Raw genomic sequence first — 18,896 nt, 5'->3', positions numbered from 1 at the left:
ACGTATGCAGATATCAAAGATTGACTTCAATATCATATATCGGAGTACGAATTTTTTTGAACATCAAGGAGTGCAGTAGTTCAGCTTCTTCAGAGAATTTAGCATTATCCACATTACGTTGTTTTATGTCGGTTAGTGTATATTCTGTATTTTCCAGAACTGTTTTACGCAATAGAAAAACAATGTTAGCTCGCACCGGTAAGCTGTACTGTTTTTTGCGATTTGTTACATTGTCATATTCTGAAGCTATGAATTTCTCCGTTACCATCAGTTGCCATTTATATTCTGTTGCATTGAAGTCTGTAGTGACCCCATAAAGTTAGACCTAACCGTAGTAGCATTTATTGCTGCTACGGTTTTTATTATGCTGCGACATGACGTAACCGATAGTTTACCGGACTTAACCAGCCAAGCTTTGATTTGATTCTACGGTTGTTATAATAGATGATGTATTTCTCAATTGCTTTTTGTAACTCTTCGAAGCTGTGATATGTACGGCCATAATATAGTTCCTGTTTTAAGAGTCCAAAGAAATTTTCCATCACGCTATTGTCAAGGCAGGTTCCCTTTCGGGACATGCTCTGATAAATCCGTTCTTCTTTTAAGCGACTAACATATCCTCCCATTTGATAGGCCCAACCCTGGTCGGAGTGAAAGGTCCGGCGATAAGGACAGTCGCCGGTTACCTCAATGGCCCGTTCCAAGGCAGACATGATTCCCTGTGATGACGGGCGTTTCGTAAAGCTGAAGCTGATAATCTCACGATTGAATAGATCCAGGAATGGATCAAGGTACGCCTTACGTGTAATGATGGTTCCTTTTGTGTCGATCTCATAATATTTAAATTCTGTCGTATCCGTGGTGATTTTCTGATGTGGGATACAGGTGTCGAATCGTCGGCGCAGACGGTTAGGCGCGACGCGGCCCACGGTTCCTTTGTAGGAATTATACTTACGGTTTTTGTGTATAAATGACGTAACCTGCAGCCCCAGCTTCTGAATCAGTCGTTGTACACGTTTTCGATTGATGAGAAGGCCCTCTTCATGCAGTTTCCCCCAGATACGACGATAACCAAAGTCCTTATCACTTTTACGGATGGCTATAATCTTTGCTTCTATATCTGCATCTGGAGAAGGCAGATCGAAGCGCTTCTGCCAGTACATATACGTTGCCTTGGGAAGCTTGGCAACGGCAAGGATATCTTTTAGTTTGAATGATCCTCGGAGACTGTGGATGATCCTTGCTTGTTTTTCTGCGCCTCTTCCGCTAAACGCAGTCTCCTCACTTCTTTTAAATATGCTACCTCAATTCGTAATTTGAGATTTTCTTCCTCGAGTTGTTTAAGTCTCTCCGTCTGCGCTTCTGGTGATGCTGGGTGGATAGTTGATTTATCTGACACCTTCGATCTCCTGCCTTTCCGTTGCGGTTTGAGGCCATCTACACCAACCGCACGATAACGCTGAACCCAAGAGGTTAGCATACTTGGCGTATGTATACCTAGCGAAAGAGCTAACTCGTTGTAAGATGACTCTGTACTTAGATATAACTCTACCGCATGTTGCTTAAATTGAAAAGAGTATGTTTTCTTCTGGCGTGACCGTTGAAGAGCTTGTGAACCGTTTTCACGATACACGGCAACCCATTCTCTGAGAACTTTGTTGCTAGGAATATGATACTTCTTTGATAATAGCATATAGCCTAATTTTCCTTGCAAATACTCGTTGACAACTTTCATCTTAAATTCAAAACTATATTTTGCCATAAAAAGCTGACCCCCATAAGCTAGATTTCTAGGTCTAACTTATGGGGGTCAGTACAGTCTGTTATTAGTGCTTTTTCTGCAGCAGATACGGATTCCTCGGTATAGGGGATGGATGATCTACCCAAAAGCCAGTCAGCAGATACGCTGAAAAGGTCAACTATGTTGATCAGCATGTCTGCAGAAGGAATATTTTTCTGCGTTTCCCAGTAGTGAATCGTACTTGTACTTTTTAGATGCAGCAGTTTATTGGTTGTTGGAATAGAAAGGGAATACGATGTCCGTAATATTTTGAAATTATTGGAGAAACATTCACGATTGAACATGTTTAATTTTTACCTTGACTTTCTATTAGATAGAACATATAATAAAAGAAAACATAACTTTCTATTAAATAGAAAAAACGAATTTCAGATAATAACAGTATGTTTGAACAAATTATTTTATTATTATCACGAAAAGAATCAAGCGAAGAATTTCACTTTCTTTTCGGGTTATCCGATGTACCCACCAAATAATCCAGCGATACATTAAAATATTCTGCCAAAGCTACCGCAATATCCAAAGTGGGAAGTCTGTCTCCAAGCTCCCAACGGCTGACCGTTTGTTTTCGTACAGCAAATGCTGCACCTAATTGTTTGGCAGTAAGGTTACGAGAGAGCCGTAACTGCCGTAATCGCTGACAAAATATTTCTCTTGAAAACATCATAATACCTCTTGACAGTCACCGCAAGGGTGACATATAATAAAAACCGATAAGTCTCCAATGTGGTGACAACATACATCGTATTTCTGAGAACATTACTAAGGACGATGCGGGTTATCGGACAAACCAAGTAAATAATCGATGGAGACATGGAAATAATCAGCAATACGAACTATTTTTTCGATTGACGGAAGATTTGCCCCATGTGCAAATTGGCTTACAGCAACACGGCTGACACCGATTGCATCCTCTAATGATTGTTGTGATGTTTTGTTATTTTCCATTAACGTATTCAATCGTTTGACAAAATTTTTTTTGTTAAACATCATAATACCTCTTGATCGCAAGTGATGTTTACGACATATGATACGCACGTAAACATTACTTACTATAAAAAAGAAGGTGATGATAAACAATACAATGATGAAACGGTACGCATATGTTATGCGCATCATGGTTTACGTGTAGAACGTAAAGAGAGGTGAGAGATCACAAACTTAAATCAATCTACAGAAATGTGTACGACAACAGCATGCACGCCGCCAAGTATGCACGCTAATAATTTCGTGCGCCCAAAATACAGTTTAGTATACAGGCGCACACGTAATTTTTAACAAGTTTATTATACCGTATTCGCTGTGAAACGTAAATACGGCAGAGAAGAAAGAAAATGAATGGAAAGTATACATCAGAACTAGTTTCAGTGTTAAAAAATAAAAAGATAATTGGAGGTGGCATTCTATTTTGGAACAAGGAGTTGAAGTAATAAATGTGGCAGGAACTAAAGGAGGTAAATGGGCATCTGCCGCAGGTATGACCTTGGCTGAATGGCGAGCCGCTATTAAATTTAACTGGACTGATTTTGGCTGGGTTATTATGTGTATCGGCATGGCCATTGGAGCTGGTATCGTATTTTTGCCAGTACAGGTAGGTCGTGTCGGCTTATGGATTTACTTGTGTTCAGGTCTCATTGGGTATCCTGCATTGTGGCTTTCACAGCGACTATATATTAATACACTGGTCGCATCTGAGAAGTGTGAAAACTATCCGAGCATTATTACAGGGTATTTAGGGAGAAATATGGGCCTTATCTTAGGACTGCTATATTTCCTTATGCTGATCAAAGCAATTTTTGGATATTCAATAGCCAGTACCAATGATAGTGCTTCATTCTTACATTCCTTTGGTATCACGCAAACTGTCTGGTCAAGTAATCCGTTTTATGGATTGGCAGTTATTTGTATCTTAGTTGCGCTGGCATCACGTGGTGAAAAAGCTTTATTCAAGATTTCTACAGGTATGGTTCTTACTAAGCTATGTGTTATTGTATGTTTGGGCTTTGTAATGATTCCGCATTGGAATTTTGCGAATGTAACGAGTTTTCCTGAAATCAATTATCTGATTAAGCAGACAATTATCATGATGCCTTTTACCATTACATCTTTATTATTTTCGCAGTGTTTGAGTCCATTAGTTATTTCTTATCGGACACACAATGAAAACAAAATTGTGGCAAAATATAAGGCCGTGCGTGCTATGAATATTGCATATGCGATTCTATTTGTTGCAATTTTCTTCTATGCAATTTCTTTTAATTTAACGATGAGTCAGGAACAGGCAATTGCTGCATATCATCAGAATATCTCTGCATTGGCGATGGTAGCGCAAGGCGTTCTTGGAAATACAGTTCGTATATTTAGCTTCATCCTCAATATATTTGCGATTATGACAGCTTTCTTTGGTGCTTTTCTTGGTTTCCGTGAGGCGCTTCAGGGGTTAGCTATGAATATTTTACGGCGATTCATGCCGGAAGAAAAAATTAATATGACGTATGTGAAATATGGCATTTTTTCCTTTGCTATCTTGATTCCATGGATTGTTGTATTGATTAACTTTTCTCTCGTACGATTTTTTATTATATTCGGTCCGGTGTATGGTTTGGTTAATTGTTTGATTCCGCTATATTTAGTTTATCGTGTACCACAATTAGCAGAGTTAAAAAGCCGTTCTTTGATTTTGGTATTTGTTGCGGGCGTTATGTTATGTTTGGCCCCTGTTCTTGAATTTTTATTATAGAATCAACTATAATCATTGATTATTTAGGGAGGTTTAGACGATGAAGTATAATTTTGACGAAAAAATTGATAGACAGCATACAAATTGTATGAGTACAGATGGATTTCGTGCATATATTTTTCATGATACAGAAGGAACGATGACATTTCCTTATAAGGATGAGGAATTCATTCGTATGTGGATTGCTGATATGGAATTTGCAACTCCTGATTTTATCTTGAATGCAATTCGGACAAGATTAGATCGTCGGATTTTAGGCTATACAAAAGTTTTTGATCCTGCATATTATGAAGCATTTAAGAATTGGACAGATAAAAAATACGGTTGGCATTGTGAGAAAGAACATTTAGTATCATCACCGGGTATCGTTCCGGCATTGTATTGGTTAGTCGGGTTCCTTACGAAATGTGATGAAAAAGTATTAATCATGACACCTTCATATAAACATTTTATGGGAGCGCCTATGTGGCATAATCGGGAATTGCTTTGTACGGATTTGGTCAATGATGGAACTGGTTATTATACAATTGATTTTGATGATTTTGAGAGAAAGGCAGCAGATCCCAAAACTACATTGTGTCTTTTCTGTAACCCACATAACCCGTCTGGACGTATTTGGACTGAGGAAGAATTAAAACGTGTTGGTGATATTTGTAAAAAACATGGTGTATATATTGTTTCCGATGAAATACATTGCGATTTGATACGTACAGGGTTACAGCATATTCCGATGGCTAAGGTTGTCACTGACTATGATAAGTTAATTACCTGTATGGCTCCAAGCAAAACATTTAATATTGCTGGGATGATGTTCTCGAATGTGATTATTCCTAATGATAAGACTCGGGAATTGTGGTATTCAAAACGTTACATGAATGATAACCCATTAAGTATTGCTGCAGCACAGGCTGCATATGCAATGGGAGAAGATTGGCTGGATCAATTAAAGCTTTATTTAGATGGAAATTTCAAATTTGTTTACGATTATATAGCTGCGCGTTTACCAGAAGCAAAGTTTCGTATACCTGAAGCTACCTATCTTGGGTGGGTTGATGTAAGTGCATATCTGCCTGGAGTTGATGCGCTTCCTAAATTCTTTGCTGAAAACGCAGGTGTTTTGCTTGAAGGTGGCAATATGTTTGTTCAGAATTCCAATGGATTTATTCGTTTGAATGTAGCTTGTCAGCGTGACGTATTAGCCGATGGAATGAAGCGTATTGCTGATGCATTGTTACATAATAGGAAATGAATATGATTTTTTTTTAAATTAAATTGGGTTCGATGTCAAATATTGTGGTGATTTTATAGCAACATGATTTTCAGAGGAACATTCAAACAGGATGTTCCTCTGAAACATTTTATGTACCATTACGTTCTCAAATATGGTTAATTTTCTCTGCTGTTCTACGTATCTTGCGAAATTGGCCGGGTGTGACGGATTTCTGCTTTTTGAAACAGGCTGTGTAGTAGCTTTGGCTGCTGAATCCGACGGCAACAGCGATATCGGATATGTTCCTATTGGTGGATAGGAGCAGTTCTATGCTTTTGTCGATGCGGTATTGCATCAGTTACTGAAACAAGGGCTGCCCCGTCAAACGGTGAAAACACCGGCAGCATTCGTTGCGGCTGAGATGTACGTGGGACGAGATATCATCTAAGGACACGGATTCGCTGTAATGATGGTGGATAAAGAGCAGAATCTGTTTCAGCAGCAGGGAAGGTTTTTCGGAGGGAGGGAGCGCGGCGGATCCCGGAAGCAGGGATAGCATTTCTTTCCATATTGATACGGTCAGGATGTATATGTTCAGGTCGGCATATGTTTCATCTTCGAGGAAGAGAGTACGGATACGGTTTAATAGGGAAAGGATATGCTGTCCTGACATATTGCCGGAAGAAATCGGAAGGATATCCGGAGCGTTTTTCTGCAGCAACGGCGCAATGTAATGACGACGCAGCGTTCCTTCCGGATCTTTTCCGAGAAAGTCCGGGTGTACATCCAGACATATGTAGGCGCCTGTCGTATGGTATCTGTTATGGCATGTGTGGAACAGCGGAAGGATGCATGGAGGATATTCACTGACAGAAAGGAGTTCGGACGATTGCTCCTCATTGCTTTGGCGGGACTGCTGCTTTGCCAATATGCGTATTTGTCGGCTATCCGTTTTTCCAATTCGGGTACCGCTACCGTGCTGCAGAGTTCCTGTGTCGTGATGGTCTTCGTGTTCGTAATACTGAGAAAAAGGATCCGGCCGAAGCCGAAACAAATACTGGCTATCGGCATGGCATTGGCCGGGGTGTTCCTAATCGCGACTAATAGACGGCCGGACATGATGGTATTATCCCCGGAAGCGCTTTTCTGGGGACTGGGGGCAGCGGTAGGAGCTGCTGTTTATTCGCTTCTGTCCCAGTCTGCTGTGCACAAATGGGGGAACCGGAACGTATGACAAGGATGGCTGCACAGATGACGACAGTACTATTTCCTGATACAAAGGTTAAATTGCAGCTTTGGAAGATGGAAGAAGGTACAGCATATTTCCGCTTTATGAATATGGAGACAGGCAAGGCCATACTTAATCGTGGTGTCTTTGAATGGAAATAACCGGTAATAGCAGTTAAATGGCAGCGCTACAGCCGTAAAGCAAGGTGACAATTATATATTGAACGGTTTTAAAATATTCAATACCAATCATCAACGTCCACGCAAAAATGGCATGTGCGATGACACTGATCTCCACAAAGATGAGAAACAGAACAGGAAAAACGATGCAGACAGTCGTTAAAAGGACGGCCATAGGAACCAGTCTGTTTGATTAGCAAATGTGTACGAACTTCTTTGGAGATAGTAGAGGGATCAATTGTTAGGAAAATGTTTGAAGAACTTACTGCTACCTTTAAGCGTACTATGGGTCGCATTTACTTTTTCAATTCAGTTGCAACCGATTATCGTTTTGAAAGTTATAAATATGTAGGTTTGTCAAACATATGTTACACAGTAGCAAGAAAAGAACGAAGGACTTCGTTAGGAGATTTCCAAGCCAGAGGACGCATAGGAAAATTATTGTATTCTCTACTACGTACTGCTAACTGTTTTTTGAAATCTGCAAAAGAATAAAAATGATGTTGTACAATAAAAATTGGCACCCTATTCTCAAGGATTGTGATATATAATTGATAGAGAATAGGAGAAATAAGATGGCAAAACGAATTATAAAAACTTATGACCAAGAATTTAAATCACAGGCTGTAAAATTAGCTCAGGAGATTGGTGGACACAAAGCCGCAACGGAACTGGGGTGTAGTGGTCAAGCATTTTTGTAACACTTGAGTCTACTTTTTTAACGTCTAAATCTGGCCTCAAATGGAGTCATATTGTTGTTGTAAGAATGGGGCCGTACATGGTTATACCAAATATAGGCAAAATCATGGACAGCTTGGTCAAGTTCTTTCTCCGAATGGTAGTAATGTAAGTTGATCTCTTCATTTTTCAGCGTGTTGTAATATCTTTCCATGGGTGCATTATCATAGGGACAGCCTGCTTTACTCATGCTTTGGGTTATTTTTACCGACTTGCAGAAAGAGACAAACTCCTTTGAACTAAATTGTGCCCCCTGATCACTATGAAGGATAAGCGGTTGTTTAACCGCCGCTTGAGAATTCAGCGCCTTTTTCACAGTTCGAATAGCAAGATCACTCGTTAGTTCTTTTCCATTTATACTGGCAACGACACTGCGGTCATAAAGATCCATGATGGCACAATTATAACGCGGGCGGCCATCTGTTAAAAATAAGTACGTAAAATCGGTACACCATTTGCTATTCTTTGATTCAGCAGTAAAGTCTTGATGTAAAAGATTAGAAAATATCTTATGCGCTTTCCCTTTTACATAGCCTGGTTTTTTCCGCCTTACAATGGATTTTAAGCCTAACTGCTTATTCATATATTTATGAATGGTAGTTTTACTTAAATAGATATTTTTTCGTGCTAAAAACACCCGCATTATGCGGTGGCCTATCACGCCATTCATATCGTGATATAACTTGCTAATGACCTTCAGAATCTTTGTTTTCTCAATGTATTTTTGCTTCTTTTTATTTTTGATGAAATTATAATAAGCGTTTGGACTTAACTTGAATTTCCGCAAGAGCCACCGGAGACCAAACTCTGGGTGATATCTTTTGATAAACTGATACCTTTTTATTCGATTTCTTTCGCAAAGAATGCCGCCGCTTTTTTTAGGAAACGATTTTCCTTTTCCACTTCTTCTAGCTGCTTCCTTAGTTTCAGGCTTTCTTTCATATAATCATATTCTGATTGGCTGCTTGCTGTTGTTTGGCATTCTTCGCGATATAACTTAGTCCATTTTGATATAGCGGCTTTTGATACACCATATTCATCGGCTAGCCCTCTTAAGCTCCGTCCTTCTTCTAAATGAAGGCGAATTATTTTCTTCTTAAATTCTTCATCATATTGCTTCATGTTTATCCCTCTTTCTCTGATAGATTCATTGTACTCTATTAGACAGAGGTGTTACAACTTCACTATACCACTACAGGGCTTCCTGATAGTACTATCTATACATGGGTTAAAGCCTTCAAAGGAGGTAGGTTGGAGGCAAAAGACGCTGTTCATACTCCTTCCAATGCCTTATCTCTTAACGAGGAACTTATTGAACTTAAAAAGCGTGTTAAAGAACTGGACAAAGAGAATCGCCATCTTAAAGAAGTGAATGAATTTCTTGAGGAAGCAAGCGCTTTTTTCGCCGCCAGCCGTCGGAAGTCAACAAAAAACAGAGATTGATATTTATTGCAATAAAAACTGAAGACGGCACTATTAAAGGTAAAATTTCATTCTATTGTAAAAGCCTATGCGTAACCAGACAGGGATTTCACAATTATCTTAAATATAAAGATAAGCCTTGGAAATATCAGTCTCTTGCAGATGCTATGTTAGATATCTGTGCTGAAGATGAATGCAATGATACTTACGGACGAATCAGAATGCATCAAGCTTTAGAGCTAAAAAAACCTGCTGGTATTGAGATTCCGAGTGAACGGACTGTATACCGTGTTATGGAAGAAATCGGTATTAGCCATAGACCAAAAAGAAAACCTAATGGAATCACAAAAGCTGATAAAGAAGCCAGAAAATCTGATGACTTAATTAAACGTGATTTCTATTCTGATAAACCGTTAAGCAAGTGCGTAACAGATATGACTGAAATAAAGTGTCTGGATGGAAAACTGTATGTATCCGCAGTTTTTGACTGCTTCGATTCTGCAGTACTGGGATTAGCAATGGATACAAATATGAAAGCCACGTTATGTGAACAAACAATAATTAATACATATAAAGCATATCCAGAAATTCGGGGCTGTATCCTGCATAGTGATAGGGGAACACAGTATACCAGTGAGCTGTACCGTAATGCAATTAAGCAATACGGAATAGTACAAAGTATGAACAGTGCAGGTGGCAGATGCCATGATAATGCCCGTTGCGAAAGCATGTGGGCAAGATTAAAGGAAGAATTAATCTATAATCGATATAATGCTTCAAAAACAACTGTTGAACATATGAAAACAATTATATGGAGATATTTCATTAGTTACTGGAATAACCGAAGAATCTGCTCCACCAATGGAGGATTACCTCCAATGATTAAGAGACAACAGTATTACCGCTCATTGAAGGATGCAGCGTAGATCCAATATCCTCGAGAAAAAAGTGTAAAGAGATATTGACAATATCAGGCTGTCCATAAATTCGGCAATGGTATCTTTGAATATATTCTGGGTATCATCCATGCTGGTGATGTTTCTCATTTGCAATAATTCGCGAATTTTAACGCGACGTCTCGTCTCCTTCCTGCTAGATTGCGTTTTTTTACCATAATGAAAAACCTCCGTATGATGTAATTTTATTTTACACCACACGAAGGTTTACACAAAATTTGGGATTGATTCCTTTTAAGTTATTTTGAGATATTTTTTTACTTTTGTATTAAATAAAAATGGATTAAGGTTGAGGTTGTGAATGAGCTGTTGCATCAATATCTCTGGCTTTTTGACGAATGGCTTCTTCTATGGCAAATACTTTTGGATCATCTTCGTAAAACACATAAAAATGGGGATCTACTTTACCAATTCCCATATATCTGGCTTTATAATCTTTAAGTAACGCCCAAAATTTTTTTCTTAAAATAACAAGACCGAATAAGTTTGTTGCAACGGGAGCGATTAATGTAATATTGACAATTGTCCAGAATAAATCTGGTCCATTGCCGGTATATACAATTGATCCCACAATGATTAAATTGGGAATAGGATAGATGAGTTTAAATATCTTTACCAACTTATCGCGTAAAATTGGACGACTTCTAAATCCATGATTAATCACTGCAACATAAAAACTGAACCATCCACTGGTAACAGTAATACCAAATAAAATAGCGACAATACCTAAGAATATATCTCCACCGAAACCAAAAGCGGTTTCAAAAGCGGCAATACTGAGGGAAGCTCCCTTAATGCCAGAGTTCCAAACTCCCGTAGAGATAACGCAAAGAGCTGTTAGAGAACAAACAATCATTGTGTTGACAAAAACATCAAAAGAAGCCCATAGTGCTTGGCGTACAGGGTGTTCTGTTTGAGCAGAGCCATAAATAAATGGAGAGGAACCTTGACCGGCTTCATTCGCATTGATGGATCTGGCAACACCATCACCAATTACTTTGGAAATAGTGGCCCCTACAAATCCGCCGGTAGCAGCAGTACCTGTAAAGGCATCATGAAAAATTAAATAAAACATATGTGGAATATTTTGATAGTTGAATATTATTAAAAATAAGCATCCTACCAAATACAAAAGACATTTAATTGGTGTAGCATAGCGTTCAAATTTAGCAACACCGGGGATACCATGATAAATAACATAATATAAAAGGATGGTGTAAAGTACAGTTACCAACATCTGGTCGATGCCAAAACTAGTTTTCAGAATTTCTGAAATAGTGTAAACCTGAGATCCGCCTAAGAACTGAGCAATAAATCCAACACCAAATAATACAGCTAAAACAGTACCAAATTTGGCATGATGTAATTCGCGTCCGATACCTTTTTCAAGCATGTAGGTACCGCCACCATAATATTCACCTTTTTCATTACGGCTTCGGTAGAAGCATCCCAATGTTGTTTCTACCATTTTTACCATCATGCCAAAAAATGCCCATAGCCACATCCAAAATACAGCACCGGGGCCGCCCGTTGCAACGGCAGTAGCGACACCACCAATTGTCCCCATGCCAACATTTCCACCGACAGAGATACAAATTGCTTCAAAAGGGGAAACAGTACCCTTTGATTTTTGATGGGCATCTTTTTTAAACATGCTTAAAAATGTGTTATTTAAAATATGACCAAAGTGAATTATTGTAAAAAACTTAGATCCAATCGTGAAATAAGCTCCTACACAAATAACGAAGGTAATAAACGGTATACTCCAAAAAAAATCGTTAATTGAATTTAGTACATGCGCTAACATATACATTCCTCCTGTTAATTAAATTTTCAAGGTACAAATGCATTTGTTCGATGGCATTATCTTAAATCCTATAGTTACAATAGAGTCAACAATAATTTTTGCGAATTTCATTATTGACTCTATTGCAACTATAGAGAATATACTGAAATTACTTTAAATTACAGGAGGTCTAAAAAATGTTCAAATCAACTAGCAAAAAATTTAATTTTGGTACGGATGTACTTTCCAAAGGTATTTATATTAATGAACCTGTTACTAATCCGGAAGCTACACCGATTTACATGACTACGGCTTTTAATGTAGAGGATTTAGATGACTTACAGAAACGGTATGATGAACATGGTTTTTGCTACAACAGAAATAGAAATCCTAACCGTAGCGCGTTAATAGAATTAATGACATATGCCGAAAATGGTGAAGATTCCATTGCTTGCAGTTCGGGTATGGGAGCAATCGCGACTGCCATTATTTCAAATGTAAAAGCAGGAGATCATATTGTATCAGATATGACGTTATATGGCGAAACAATTGATATTTTTACAAAAGTTTTAGCACATTATGGTGTTGAAACAACGTTTGTTGATTTCACTGATTTAGCAAGTATTAAAGCAGCTATCCGTCCCAATACTCGGCTTCTGTATACAGAAACAGTCTCCAATCCTATGATTACAGTTCCTGATTTAAAAGCTATTGCTGACATTTCTCACAATAATAATGCTATATTAGTTGTTGATAATACATTCATGACAGGCGTACAATGTCGTCCGCTGGATTTAGGTGCAGATCTTGTAGTAAATAGCCTGACAAAATTTGCGAATGGTCATAGTGATGCTGTTTGTGGATCCGTAACAGGGTGTGCATCTCTTATAAAAAAAGCATATGAATTGCAAGTTCTTATTGGTACACAAGCGGACCCTTTCTCCAGTTGGCTAGTACAGCGAGGTTTTAGAACCATCACTCTTAGGATTAAACAACAAGCAGAAAATGCAACGGCATTGGCAAAGGCGTTGGATGAAAGTTCATATGTACTAAAAGTAAATCATCCCAGTCTTCCGACACATCCACAACATGCATTAGCTGCAAAACAGTTTAATGGATTTGGTGGAATGCTGAGCATTGAATTACCGGAAAATCGCAGCAAAATGAATGCATTCATGAGAGCATTGAGCTTTGCTCATTATGCAATGACTTTGGGTGGTTATAGAACCACTTTAAGTTATCCGGTCATGTCTTCTCATTATGATGTGCCTAAAGAAGAACGCTTAAAAATGGGTATTACAGATGGTCTTCTTCGTATTTCCTGTGGGATAGAAGATACGAATGATTTAGTAAAAGACTTTTTGGATGCGTTGGAAGTTGCTTATAAGGAGTAACGCAATATTTTGACACTAAGCAGGGTTATGACCAATGCATCATAACCCTGTTGTTTTTTTAAATATAGAAATCGTAGTATTCACTAGTTTGTTTTTTATATTTACAATCTATGCTGAAATAAAACTTTGCACGTTGTGAAAATCTACATATGTATGTTTTTGTACGTTTATTAGGGAATTAAAATCTGAATTTCATAGGGGCAATTCGTATACTCGTATAGATTATTTTCATATTCATTTGCCAATACTAGAGACGGTGTCTTTTTTTCACGTCTGAAAAATTCTATTGCTTCATATGGGTTGCATTCTTCACATAAAATATGTGAAGTTAAACAAAAATAATTACCATCAGGAATTTGTATGATATATTCGGACGCATGCTCTGGCTTATCATTTAGAAACATACCAATATGGGTAGGTCTGTTTATTCCTTTGATAAAATCACTATAGTTAAATAGTAAAGAAAACTGTCTCTTATATACCAATGTTTTTAAGTATCCAGTATTTTTTAAACTTTGCAATCGAACATGATATTTTTCTTTAGATTCATCATGTCTTATTTTTGTTAGTACTAAATATCGCGTATTAAAATGGCTTATATGTGTTTTTTGACTTGTTTGACTCCGAATAAAATAATCATGATACCAGCTAATCATATCTGCTGTTTTTTCTAAGTCAGCGATATTTTTTTCTATTTCATTTTTTTTATTTGCCAACATGATTACTAACTTATTAATATCATTTCTTAACAAGATTGATTTGATTTCTTCTAATGAAAATCCAAATTTTTGTAAATATTTGATACGATCAATAAATGGAAATTGTTCATACGTATAATATCTATATCCCGTTTTTGGACTGATATATTCTGGTTCTACAAGCTTAATATTAGCATAATATCTCAGTGTTTGGACGGAAACCCCCATTATTTTAGAAACTTCTCCAATTGTATAAAATTTTTTCATTTTGATAGCCCCCCAAAAAATAGACTTATTAATAAATGGTCTATTATTATACGATATTTATTATACTATATTTTTGATTCCATATGTATAGTTAAGCAGGATTGTAATGCGTCATGATAAAAAATTCAGATGATTTTATGAAAGCCCTAAGGAATACCTACTTTATCATAAGTAGGCAGTAACGTATGATAAGGATGTTTTACGGACTAAATATCATGGAAAACACTAGAACCATGTATGTTTTGATAAATAATTTTCAGATATTGCTTTACAAAAAGTATCGAATTCTTAATGTTAATCAGTAGGTATAATTGGAAGAGCTTTTGCTTTGCAGATAATTAGGTCCGCTGTATAGCAACTGAATTTTTGCTATGATATTTGGATATTGACTCTATATATAGTAGAGAGTTTATAATAGCTAAATATAGTATATAATAAGGGGATTTTATAAATGTAATTAAGATTGTGGAAAGAAAACACACCAAGTAGAAAATTTTTGCAGGTATTGATGACAAAATTCCGACTCATACTATCAGAAAAATCTATTATATTGAAAACTAAAAGATTTTATATTTTTTATGATACCTTGTTAGCAAATCGGGAAAAATATTTACAGTATTTTGTATAACCAAAGAGAGTTATATTCTTTGAATATATGACATTAAAATGTATACATTGTCTTCTATATGCGAAGTTCGGGTGGAGTAAATTGAAAATGAAAAAACAATTATCGATAGGATGCATGATTATACTGATTTTTTTATTAATAATAGGATGTCTTAATAGAGATACTTCACAATATGAGAGTAAAGGTAAGGTAGTCCATATTGTTACACATGCTAATTGGAAGCCATTTGAATATTTAGAACAAGGAAAAATAGTTGGGTTTGATCTTGACTTAATTAAGGAAATACTTGATAAAACAGGGTATGCGTATGATATTAAAGATGCTGGTTGGGAATCAATGTTTGAACAAGTTAAAAATGGTACTGTTGATGCCGCAATTTCTGGAATTACGCTTACCGATTCACGGAAAGAAACATATGATTTTTCTCAACCTTATTTTGCATCTAGGCAAGCGATGGTTGTTCAGGGAAATAGTAAAATATATTGTGCTGCAGATTTATTGTTAGATGATCGAGCAGTTGCCGTACAAAATGGCTCTACAGGACAGGTATGCATAGAAAAAATAATGGGCAAAAATAATCCTAATATTAAAAAAACTGCATTGAGTTTGCAGATGATATTGAATAATCAAGTTGATGCATTGATTTGTGATGATACACAAGCAAAGCAACTTATTCAGCAGTATCCAAATCAAGACTTAAAAATTATATATGACGATAATGCTTTCCCAATTGAATATTTTTGTATCATGTATCCAAAAAATAGCGTATTTAAAGAAAATTTTGATAAAGCATTGAATGAGATCATTGAAAATGGGACATATGCAGAAATATATCGAAAGTCTTTTCATCAAAATCCTGATATTAGTCAATTAAAAAATGCGATAGTGCAACAGCCGAATTTAAATAATAAAAAAAAGATATTTGATTTTAAATTTTCTATTATTAAAGAATATAGTTATTATTTTTTTCAAGGAACTATACTCACCATTAAATTGTCACTAACTAGCATCATTATTGGGACTATTTTGGGATTACTATTGGCATTGGGCAGATTATCACATATTAGAGGAATATCATATTCTTCAATTTTTTATATTGAAATTTTTCGAGGAACGCCCTTATTATTACAATTGCTAATTATTTATTTTGGAGTAATCCCTTTATTTTTGAACAAGTCTGATGGGATTGCAGCATCTGTTTTAGCATTATCTTTAAATGTTGCAGCTTATATCGCGGAAACATTTAGAGCAGGTATATTATCTGTTCCAAAAGGACAAATGGAAGCCGCTCGTTCTTTGGGAATGAGTTATTATCAGTCTATGCAATATGTTATTCTTCCACAAGCTATGAAAAAGATACTGCCTCCACTAGGGAATTCTTTTATAAGTTTGATTAAAGATTCTTCATTGGCGTCTACTATTGCAACACCTGAATTGATGTATTGGGCTAATGCTGCGAATGCACAATATTTTCGAGTGTGGGAATCTTTTGTTACAACCGGGTTAATTTATTTATTTCTTACACTATTCATTAACTATATTTTAAAAAAAATAGAAAGAAAATTATAAAAGAAGATCCTGCATGGAAAAGGAAAATACCAGCAGGTATGAACGTTATAACATATTTAGTGCATATATTTTAACAGTTTCCCGACTTCTAATTTATTTGCTAAATCTTATATAACTTGATATGATGTAAATAAAAAAGGGTGATGATTAGCGTGGAAAAAGTAAATCTTGATTGGACATCGATTGGCTTTAATTATCGGAAAACGCCGCAGCGCTATGTCGCAAATTATAGAAATGGCAAATGGGAGGCCGGTTATCTGACAGCTGATGAAACCGTTGTTTTACATGAATCTGCGGGTATTTTGCAATATTGCCAAGAGGTTTTTGAAGGATTAAAGGCATATACGACGCAAGATGGACATATAGTTGCATTCAGACCGGATTTGAATGCGGAGCGAATGATAGATTCTGCTAAACGGCTGGAAATGCCGCCGTATCCAAAAGAGATATTTTTACAAGCTGTAGAGTGTGTCGTAAAAGCCAATGCTGCATGGGTACCTCCGTATGGAACAGGTGCTTCTTTATATTTGCGCCCCTATATGTTTGCTTCCGGTCCGGTTATTGGGGTAAAACCTTCCGATGAATATCAATTCCGTGTATTTGGCACACCCGTAGGTCCTTACTTCAAAGGAGGAGCTAAGCCGCTTACTCTTTGTGTTAGTGATTTTGACCGTGCGGCACCTAAGGGTACAGGAAATGTAAAAGCAGGTCTGAATTATGCCATGAGTTTATATCCCTATGTTTTGGCCCATCAAAATGGTTTTGATGAAAATATGTTTCTTGATTCAACTACCAGAACCTATGTAGAAGAGACTGGCGGGGCTAATATTTTATTTATAACGAAGGATAATGAACTTGTAACGCCTAAGTCAGATTCCATTTTACCGTCTATTACACGGCGTTCTATGCTTTATATTGCAGAACACTACTTGGGACTTAAGGTTATGCAGCGCCCCGTTAAACTTACAGAAGTAGAAGAGTTTGCGGAATGTGGTTTGTGCGGGACCGCAGCCGTTATTTCACCGGTTGGCAAAGTGGTAGATCACGGAACGGAAATTTGTTTTCCGAGCGGCATGGAAAAAATGGGACCTATTACCCAGAAACTATATGATACATTGACAGGAATTCAGCAGGGACTCATTGAAGCTCCGAAGGGCTGGATAAAAGTTATAGAATAAATACAGTTGTAAACTGTAGGTTTTGTAATAAACTGGGTATTGGTTCGAATACGATATACAATTTCAGTTAAAGATAGCGGCTTCCTTTTTTTTGGAAGCCGCTATCTTTAATGTTTAAGGAAAATTATTTTGTTTTTTGGTGCAAGTGAATGGCTAATCCATGTACTTCTTTTTTTAAATATATTATATTTGTTTTTCCTGTTTCATCTTTTATACACCGTTCTCGATCGAACTCTACTCCCCGGCGTTTATAATAGGCAATGGCTCTTTCTATATCTCGTGTATCGATACAGATATACCCGGTGGATCCCGGTATAGAACGATCATAGACTTCGATGGCAGAACCAACAAAACAACGATCGCCCTTGATACATTTATTTTGCAGCATGAGAGTACATAGGTCATTTGTGATGATTTCAGCATGATTGTGTGTATCGGCATGCAGTCCGATATGTCCTAATTCAAAACGGAGCAGGTGCTTGAATACTTTTTTACATAGTGCTGTAATTTCACCCCAGTTTTTGTTTTTTATTATATCCGAGGGTGTCATGAATTTTCCGGCGACAGCTGCGACATTAGGAAGGTCCAGATAATCGTTCATGACAGTTCTGTCAATGCCGCCCATCGGTATAAATTTTATATCTTCGAACAGGTCGAACAAAGTTTTTAATGCTGCGATGCCACCGGAGATTGCTGGAAAAAAATTATATACTGTAAGTCCAATATCCCGGGCTCTTTCGATATCAGCGAGAGATGTAATGCCCGGGATAATCTCCACCGTGTTTGCGGTATTTGCAAGACACCATCTTGTAACGGCGGGGTTAAAGGAAGGTGTAATAATAAATTGGACACCTGCTTTTACTGCACTGCGAGCTTGATCTACCGTACGGATCATTCCGGCACCGACGATTATATCTGGCACTTGTTTAGATAATGTTTGGATTACTTTTAAAGAGGTATCTTGGTCAAGCGCAACTTCTGCAATGGGAATACCGCCTTTTACTAAAGCACGGCCTAACGGCTCGGCGTCCGCTGGATCATTAAGAGAAATTTGCGGAATAAGTCCAATGTCGGCAATCATTTTCATGGTTTTACTCATGAT

20 protein-coding genes are annotated in these 18,896 nt (G+C 37.1%); 10 read left to right on the top strand and 10 right to left on the bottom strand.

Features of this window, described 5'->3' with window-relative positions; genetic code table 11:
* Nucleotides 1-13: 13 nt before the first annotated feature.
* The 5 genes from NXG62_RS08765 to NXG62_RS08745 all read right to left on the bottom strand — a co-directional run bounded on the left by NXG62_RS08765 (nucleotide 14) and on the right by NXG62_RS08745 (nucleotide 2,794).
* Nucleotides 14-268, bottom strand: coding sequence for a hypothetical protein (locus NXG62_RS08765; RefSeq protein ID WP_427112060.1), 255 nt, complete (start codon nucleotides 266-268; stop codon nucleotides 14-16).
* Between the two features lie 94 nt (nucleotides 269-362).
* Nucleotides 363-1,762 (bottom strand): IS3 family transposase gene (locus NXG62_RS08760; protein ID WP_427111916.1). Its coding sequence is split into 2 segments (ribosomal slippage): nucleotides 363-1,268 and nucleotides 1,271-1,762, totalling 1,398 coding nucleotides; the frame shifts between segments, so codons are not numbered across the junction.
* Nucleotides 1,763-1,782: 20 nt separating this feature from the next.
* Nucleotides 1,783-2,085 carry a helix-turn-helix domain-containing protein gene (locus tag NXG62_RS08755; RefSeq protein WP_427112059.1) on the bottom strand — a complete coding sequence of 101 codons (303 nt, stop codon included), beginning with the start codon at nucleotides 2,083-2,085 and terminating at the stop codon, nucleotides 1,783-1,785.
* Between the two features lie 152 nt (nucleotides 2,086-2,237).
* Nucleotides 2,238-2,468 (bottom strand): helix-turn-helix domain-containing protein, encoded by a 231-nt coding sequence (locus NXG62_RS08750; protein WP_427112058.1) that lies wholly within the window; start codon nucleotides 2,466-2,468, stop codon nucleotides 2,238-2,240.
* Nucleotides 2,469-2,563: 95 nt separating this feature from the next.
* Nucleotides 2,564-2,794 carry a helix-turn-helix domain-containing protein gene (locus NXG62_RS08745; RefSeq protein WP_427112057.1) on the bottom strand — a complete coding sequence of 77 codons (231 nt, stop codon included), beginning with the start codon at nucleotides 2,792-2,794 and terminating at the stop codon, nucleotides 2,564-2,566.
* 484 nt (nucleotides 2,795-3,278) lie between these two features.
* Here NXG62_RS08745 and NXG62_RS08740 point away from each other — a divergent pair, with 484 nt between their 5' ends.
* Both NXG62_RS08740 and NXG62_RS08735 read left to right on the top strand, forming a co-directional pair.
* A complete protein-coding gene (locus tag NXG62_RS08740; protein ID WP_427114266.1) occupies nucleotides 3,279-4,541 on the top strand; it encodes an aromatic amino acid transport family protein in 1,263 nt (420 codons plus the stop codon).
* A gap of 40 nt (nucleotides 4,542-4,581) precedes the next feature.
* Nucleotides 4,582-5,790, top strand: coding sequence for a MalY/PatB family protein (locus tag NXG62_RS08735; protein WP_427112056.1), 1,209 nt, complete (start codon nucleotides 4,582-4,584; stop codon nucleotides 5,788-5,790).
* A 127-nt stretch (nucleotides 5,791-5,917) separates the two neighbouring features.
* Here the strand turns inward: NXG62_RS08735 and NXG62_RS08730 are convergent, their stop codons facing one another.
* Nucleotides 5,918-6,106: a helix-turn-helix domain-containing protein gene (locus tag NXG62_RS08730; protein ID WP_427112055.1), complete on the bottom strand. Its 189-nt coding sequence runs from the start codon at nucleotides 6,104-6,106 to the stop codon at nucleotides 5,918-5,920.
* Nucleotides 6,107-6,562: 456 nt separating this feature from the next.
* On the opposite strand from NXG62_RS08730, the gene NXG62_RS08725 reads away from it, so the two are divergent.
* From NXG62_RS08725 to NXG62_RS08715, 3 genes are all read left to right on the top strand, one after another.
* Nucleotides 6,563-6,985, top strand: coding sequence for an EamA family transporter (locus NXG62_RS08725; RefSeq protein WP_427112054.1), 423 nt, complete (start codon nucleotides 6,563-6,565; stop codon nucleotides 6,983-6,985).
* Nucleotides 6,982-7,140 carry a hypothetical protein gene (locus NXG62_RS08720; RefSeq protein WP_427112053.1) on the top strand — a complete coding sequence of 53 codons (159 nt, stop codon included), beginning with the start codon at nucleotides 6,982-6,984 and terminating at the stop codon, nucleotides 7,138-7,140. Before NXG62_RS08725 ends, NXG62_RS08720 begins: the two co-directional genes overlap by 4 nt.
* A gap of 593 nt (nucleotides 7,141-7,733) precedes the next feature.
* On the top strand, nucleotides 7,734-7,859 hold the full coding sequence (locus NXG62_RS08715) for a hypothetical protein (protein WP_427112052.1): 126 nt from the start codon (nucleotides 7,734-7,736) through the stop codon (nucleotides 7,857-7,859).
* Nucleotides 7,860-7,876: 17 nt separating this feature from the next.
* Here NXG62_RS08715 and NXG62_RS08710 read toward each other — a convergent pair.
* Nucleotides 7,877-9,018 (bottom strand): IS3 family transposase gene (locus NXG62_RS08710; RefSeq protein WP_427112051.1). Its coding sequence is split into 2 segments (ribosomal slippage): nucleotides 7,877-8,766 and nucleotides 8,766-9,018, totalling 1,143 coding nucleotides; the frame shifts between segments, so codons are not numbered across the junction.
* Nucleotides 9,019-9,147: 129 nt separating this feature from the next.
* Here NXG62_RS08710 and NXG62_RS08705 point away from each other — a divergent pair.
* Nucleotides 9,148-9,339: a hypothetical protein gene (locus tag NXG62_RS08705; RefSeq protein WP_427112050.1), complete on the top strand. Its 192-nt coding sequence runs from the start codon at nucleotides 9,148-9,150 to the stop codon at nucleotides 9,337-9,339.
* Nucleotides 9,336-10,244, top strand: a complete 909-nt coding sequence (locus NXG62_RS08700; protein WP_427112048.1) for an IS3 family transposase — start codon at nucleotides 9,336-9,338, stop codon at nucleotides 10,242-10,244. Before NXG62_RS08705 ends, NXG62_RS08700 begins: the two co-directional genes overlap by 4 nt.
* A gap of 313 nt (nucleotides 10,245-10,557) precedes the next feature.
* Here NXG62_RS08700 and NXG62_RS08695 read toward each other — a convergent pair whose 3' ends face one another.
* Nucleotides 10,558-12,081, bottom strand: a complete 1,524-nt coding sequence (locus tag NXG62_RS08695; RefSeq protein WP_427112047.1) for an alanine/glycine:cation symporter family protein — start codon at nucleotides 12,079-12,081, stop codon at nucleotides 10,558-10,560.
* 176 nt (nucleotides 12,082-12,257) lie between these two features.
* Here NXG62_RS08695 and NXG62_RS08690 point away from each other — a divergent pair, with 176 nt between their 5' ends.
* Nucleotides 12,258-13,454, top strand: a complete 1,197-nt coding sequence (locus NXG62_RS08690) for a trans-sulfuration enzyme family protein (RefSeq protein WP_427112046.1) — start codon at nucleotides 12,258-12,260, stop codon at nucleotides 13,452-13,454.
* Nucleotides 13,455-13,624: 170 nt separating this feature from the next.
* On the opposite strand, the gene NXG62_RS08685 is transcribed toward NXG62_RS08690, so the two are convergent.
* On the bottom strand, nucleotides 13,625-14,419 hold the full coding sequence (locus NXG62_RS08685) for a MerR family transcriptional regulator (RefSeq protein ID WP_427112045.1): 795 nt from the start codon (nucleotides 14,417-14,419) through the stop codon (nucleotides 13,625-13,627).
* Between the two features lie 715 nt (nucleotides 14,420-15,134).
* Between NXG62_RS08685 and NXG62_RS08680 the strand changes: the two genes are divergently transcribed.
* A complete protein-coding gene (locus NXG62_RS08680) occupies nucleotides 15,135-16,616 on the top strand; it encodes an ABC transporter substrate-binding protein/permease (RefSeq protein ID WP_427112044.1) in 1,482 nt (493 codons plus the stop codon).
* A 143-nt stretch (nucleotides 16,617-16,759) separates the two neighbouring features.
* Nucleotides 16,760-17,794, top strand: a complete 1,035-nt coding sequence (locus NXG62_RS08675) for a branched-chain amino acid aminotransferase (protein ID WP_427112043.1) — start codon at nucleotides 16,760-16,762, stop codon at nucleotides 17,792-17,794.
* A 124-nt stretch (nucleotides 17,795-17,918) separates the two neighbouring features.
* Here the strand turns inward: NXG62_RS08675 and eda are convergent, their stop codons facing one another.
* The gene (gene eda / locus NXG62_RS08670; RefSeq protein WP_427112042.1) at nucleotides 17,919-18,893 is read right to left on the bottom strand and encodes a bifunctional 4-hydroxy-2-oxoglutarate aldolase/2-dehydro-3-deoxy-phosphogluconate aldolase; all 975 of its coding nucleotides are present in this window, start codon (nucleotides 18,891-18,893) and stop codon (nucleotides 17,919-17,921) included.
* Between the last annotated feature and the right edge of the window lie 3 nt (nucleotides 18,894-18,896).

It is taken from the genome of Megasphaera sueciensis, assembly GCF_050219315.1.
GTDB lineage: Bacteria > Bacillota > Negativicutes > Veillonellales > Megasphaeraceae > Megasphaera_A > Megasphaera_A sueciensis.
The sequence above is the reverse complement of the archived record's forward strand: the minus strand, read 5'-3'. Positions and strand labels throughout refer to the sequence as shown.

Bases quoted from the DNA above. Each gene is read 5' to 3' on its own strand.
- NXG62_RS08750 (WP_427112058.1), bottom strand. From the start codon at position 2,468: ATGATGTTTTCAAGAGAAATATTTTGTCAGCGATTACGGCAGTTACGG.
- NXG62_RS08755 (WP_427112059.1), bottom strand. From the start codon at position 2,085: ATGTTCAATCGTGAATGTTTCTCCAATAATTTCAAAATATTACGGACA.
- NXG62_RS08715 (WP_427112052.1), top strand. From the start codon at position 7,734: ATGGCAAAACGAATTATAAAAACTTATGACCAAGAATTTAAATCACAG.
- NXG62_RS08695 (WP_427112047.1), bottom strand. From the start codon at position 12,081: ATGTTAGCGCATGTACTAAATTCAATTAACGATTTTTTTTGGAGTATA.
- NXG62_RS08765 (WP_427112060.1), bottom strand. From the start codon at position 268: ATGGTAACGGAGAAATTCATAGCTTCAGAATATGACAATGTAACAAAT.
- NXG62_RS08720 (WP_427112053.1), top strand. From the start codon at position 6,982: ATGACAAGGATGGCTGCACAGATGACGACAGTACTATTTCCTGATACA.
- NXG62_RS08740 (WP_427114266.1), top strand. From the start codon at position 3,279: ATGACCTTGGCTGAATGGCGAGCCGCTATTAAATTTAACTGGACTGAT.
- NXG62_RS08685 (WP_427112045.1), bottom strand. From the start codon at position 14,419: ATGAAAAAATTTTATACAATTGGAGAAGTTTCTAAAATAATGGGGGTT.
- NXG62_RS08690 (WP_427112046.1), top strand. From the start codon at position 12,258: ATGTTCAAATCAACTAGCAAAAAATTTAATTTTGGTACGGATGTACTT.
- NXG62_RS08680 (WP_427112044.1), top strand. From the start codon at position 15,135: ATGAAAAAACAATTATCGATAGGATGCATGATTATACTGATTTTTTTA.
- eda (WP_427112042.1), bottom strand. From the start codon at position 18,893: ATGAGTAAAACCATGAAAATGATTGCCGACATTGGACTTATTCCGCAA.
- NXG62_RS08725 (WP_427112054.1), top strand. From the start codon at position 6,563: ATGGTATCTGTTATGGCATGTGTGGAACAGCGGAAGGATGCATGGAGG.
- NXG62_RS08730 (WP_427112055.1), bottom strand. From the start codon at position 6,106: ATGCAATACCGCATCGACAAAAGCATAGAACTGCTCCTATCCACCAAT.
- NXG62_RS08675 (WP_427112043.1), top strand. From the start codon at position 16,760: ATGATTAGCGTGGAAAAAGTAAATCTTGATTGGACATCGATTGGCTTT.
- NXG62_RS08735 (WP_427112056.1), top strand. From the start codon at position 4,582: ATGAAGTATAATTTTGACGAAAAAATTGATAGACAGCATACAAATTGT.
- NXG62_RS08745 (WP_427112057.1), bottom strand. From the start codon at position 2,794: ATGATGTTTAACAAAAAAAATTTTGTCAAACGATTGAATACGTTAATG.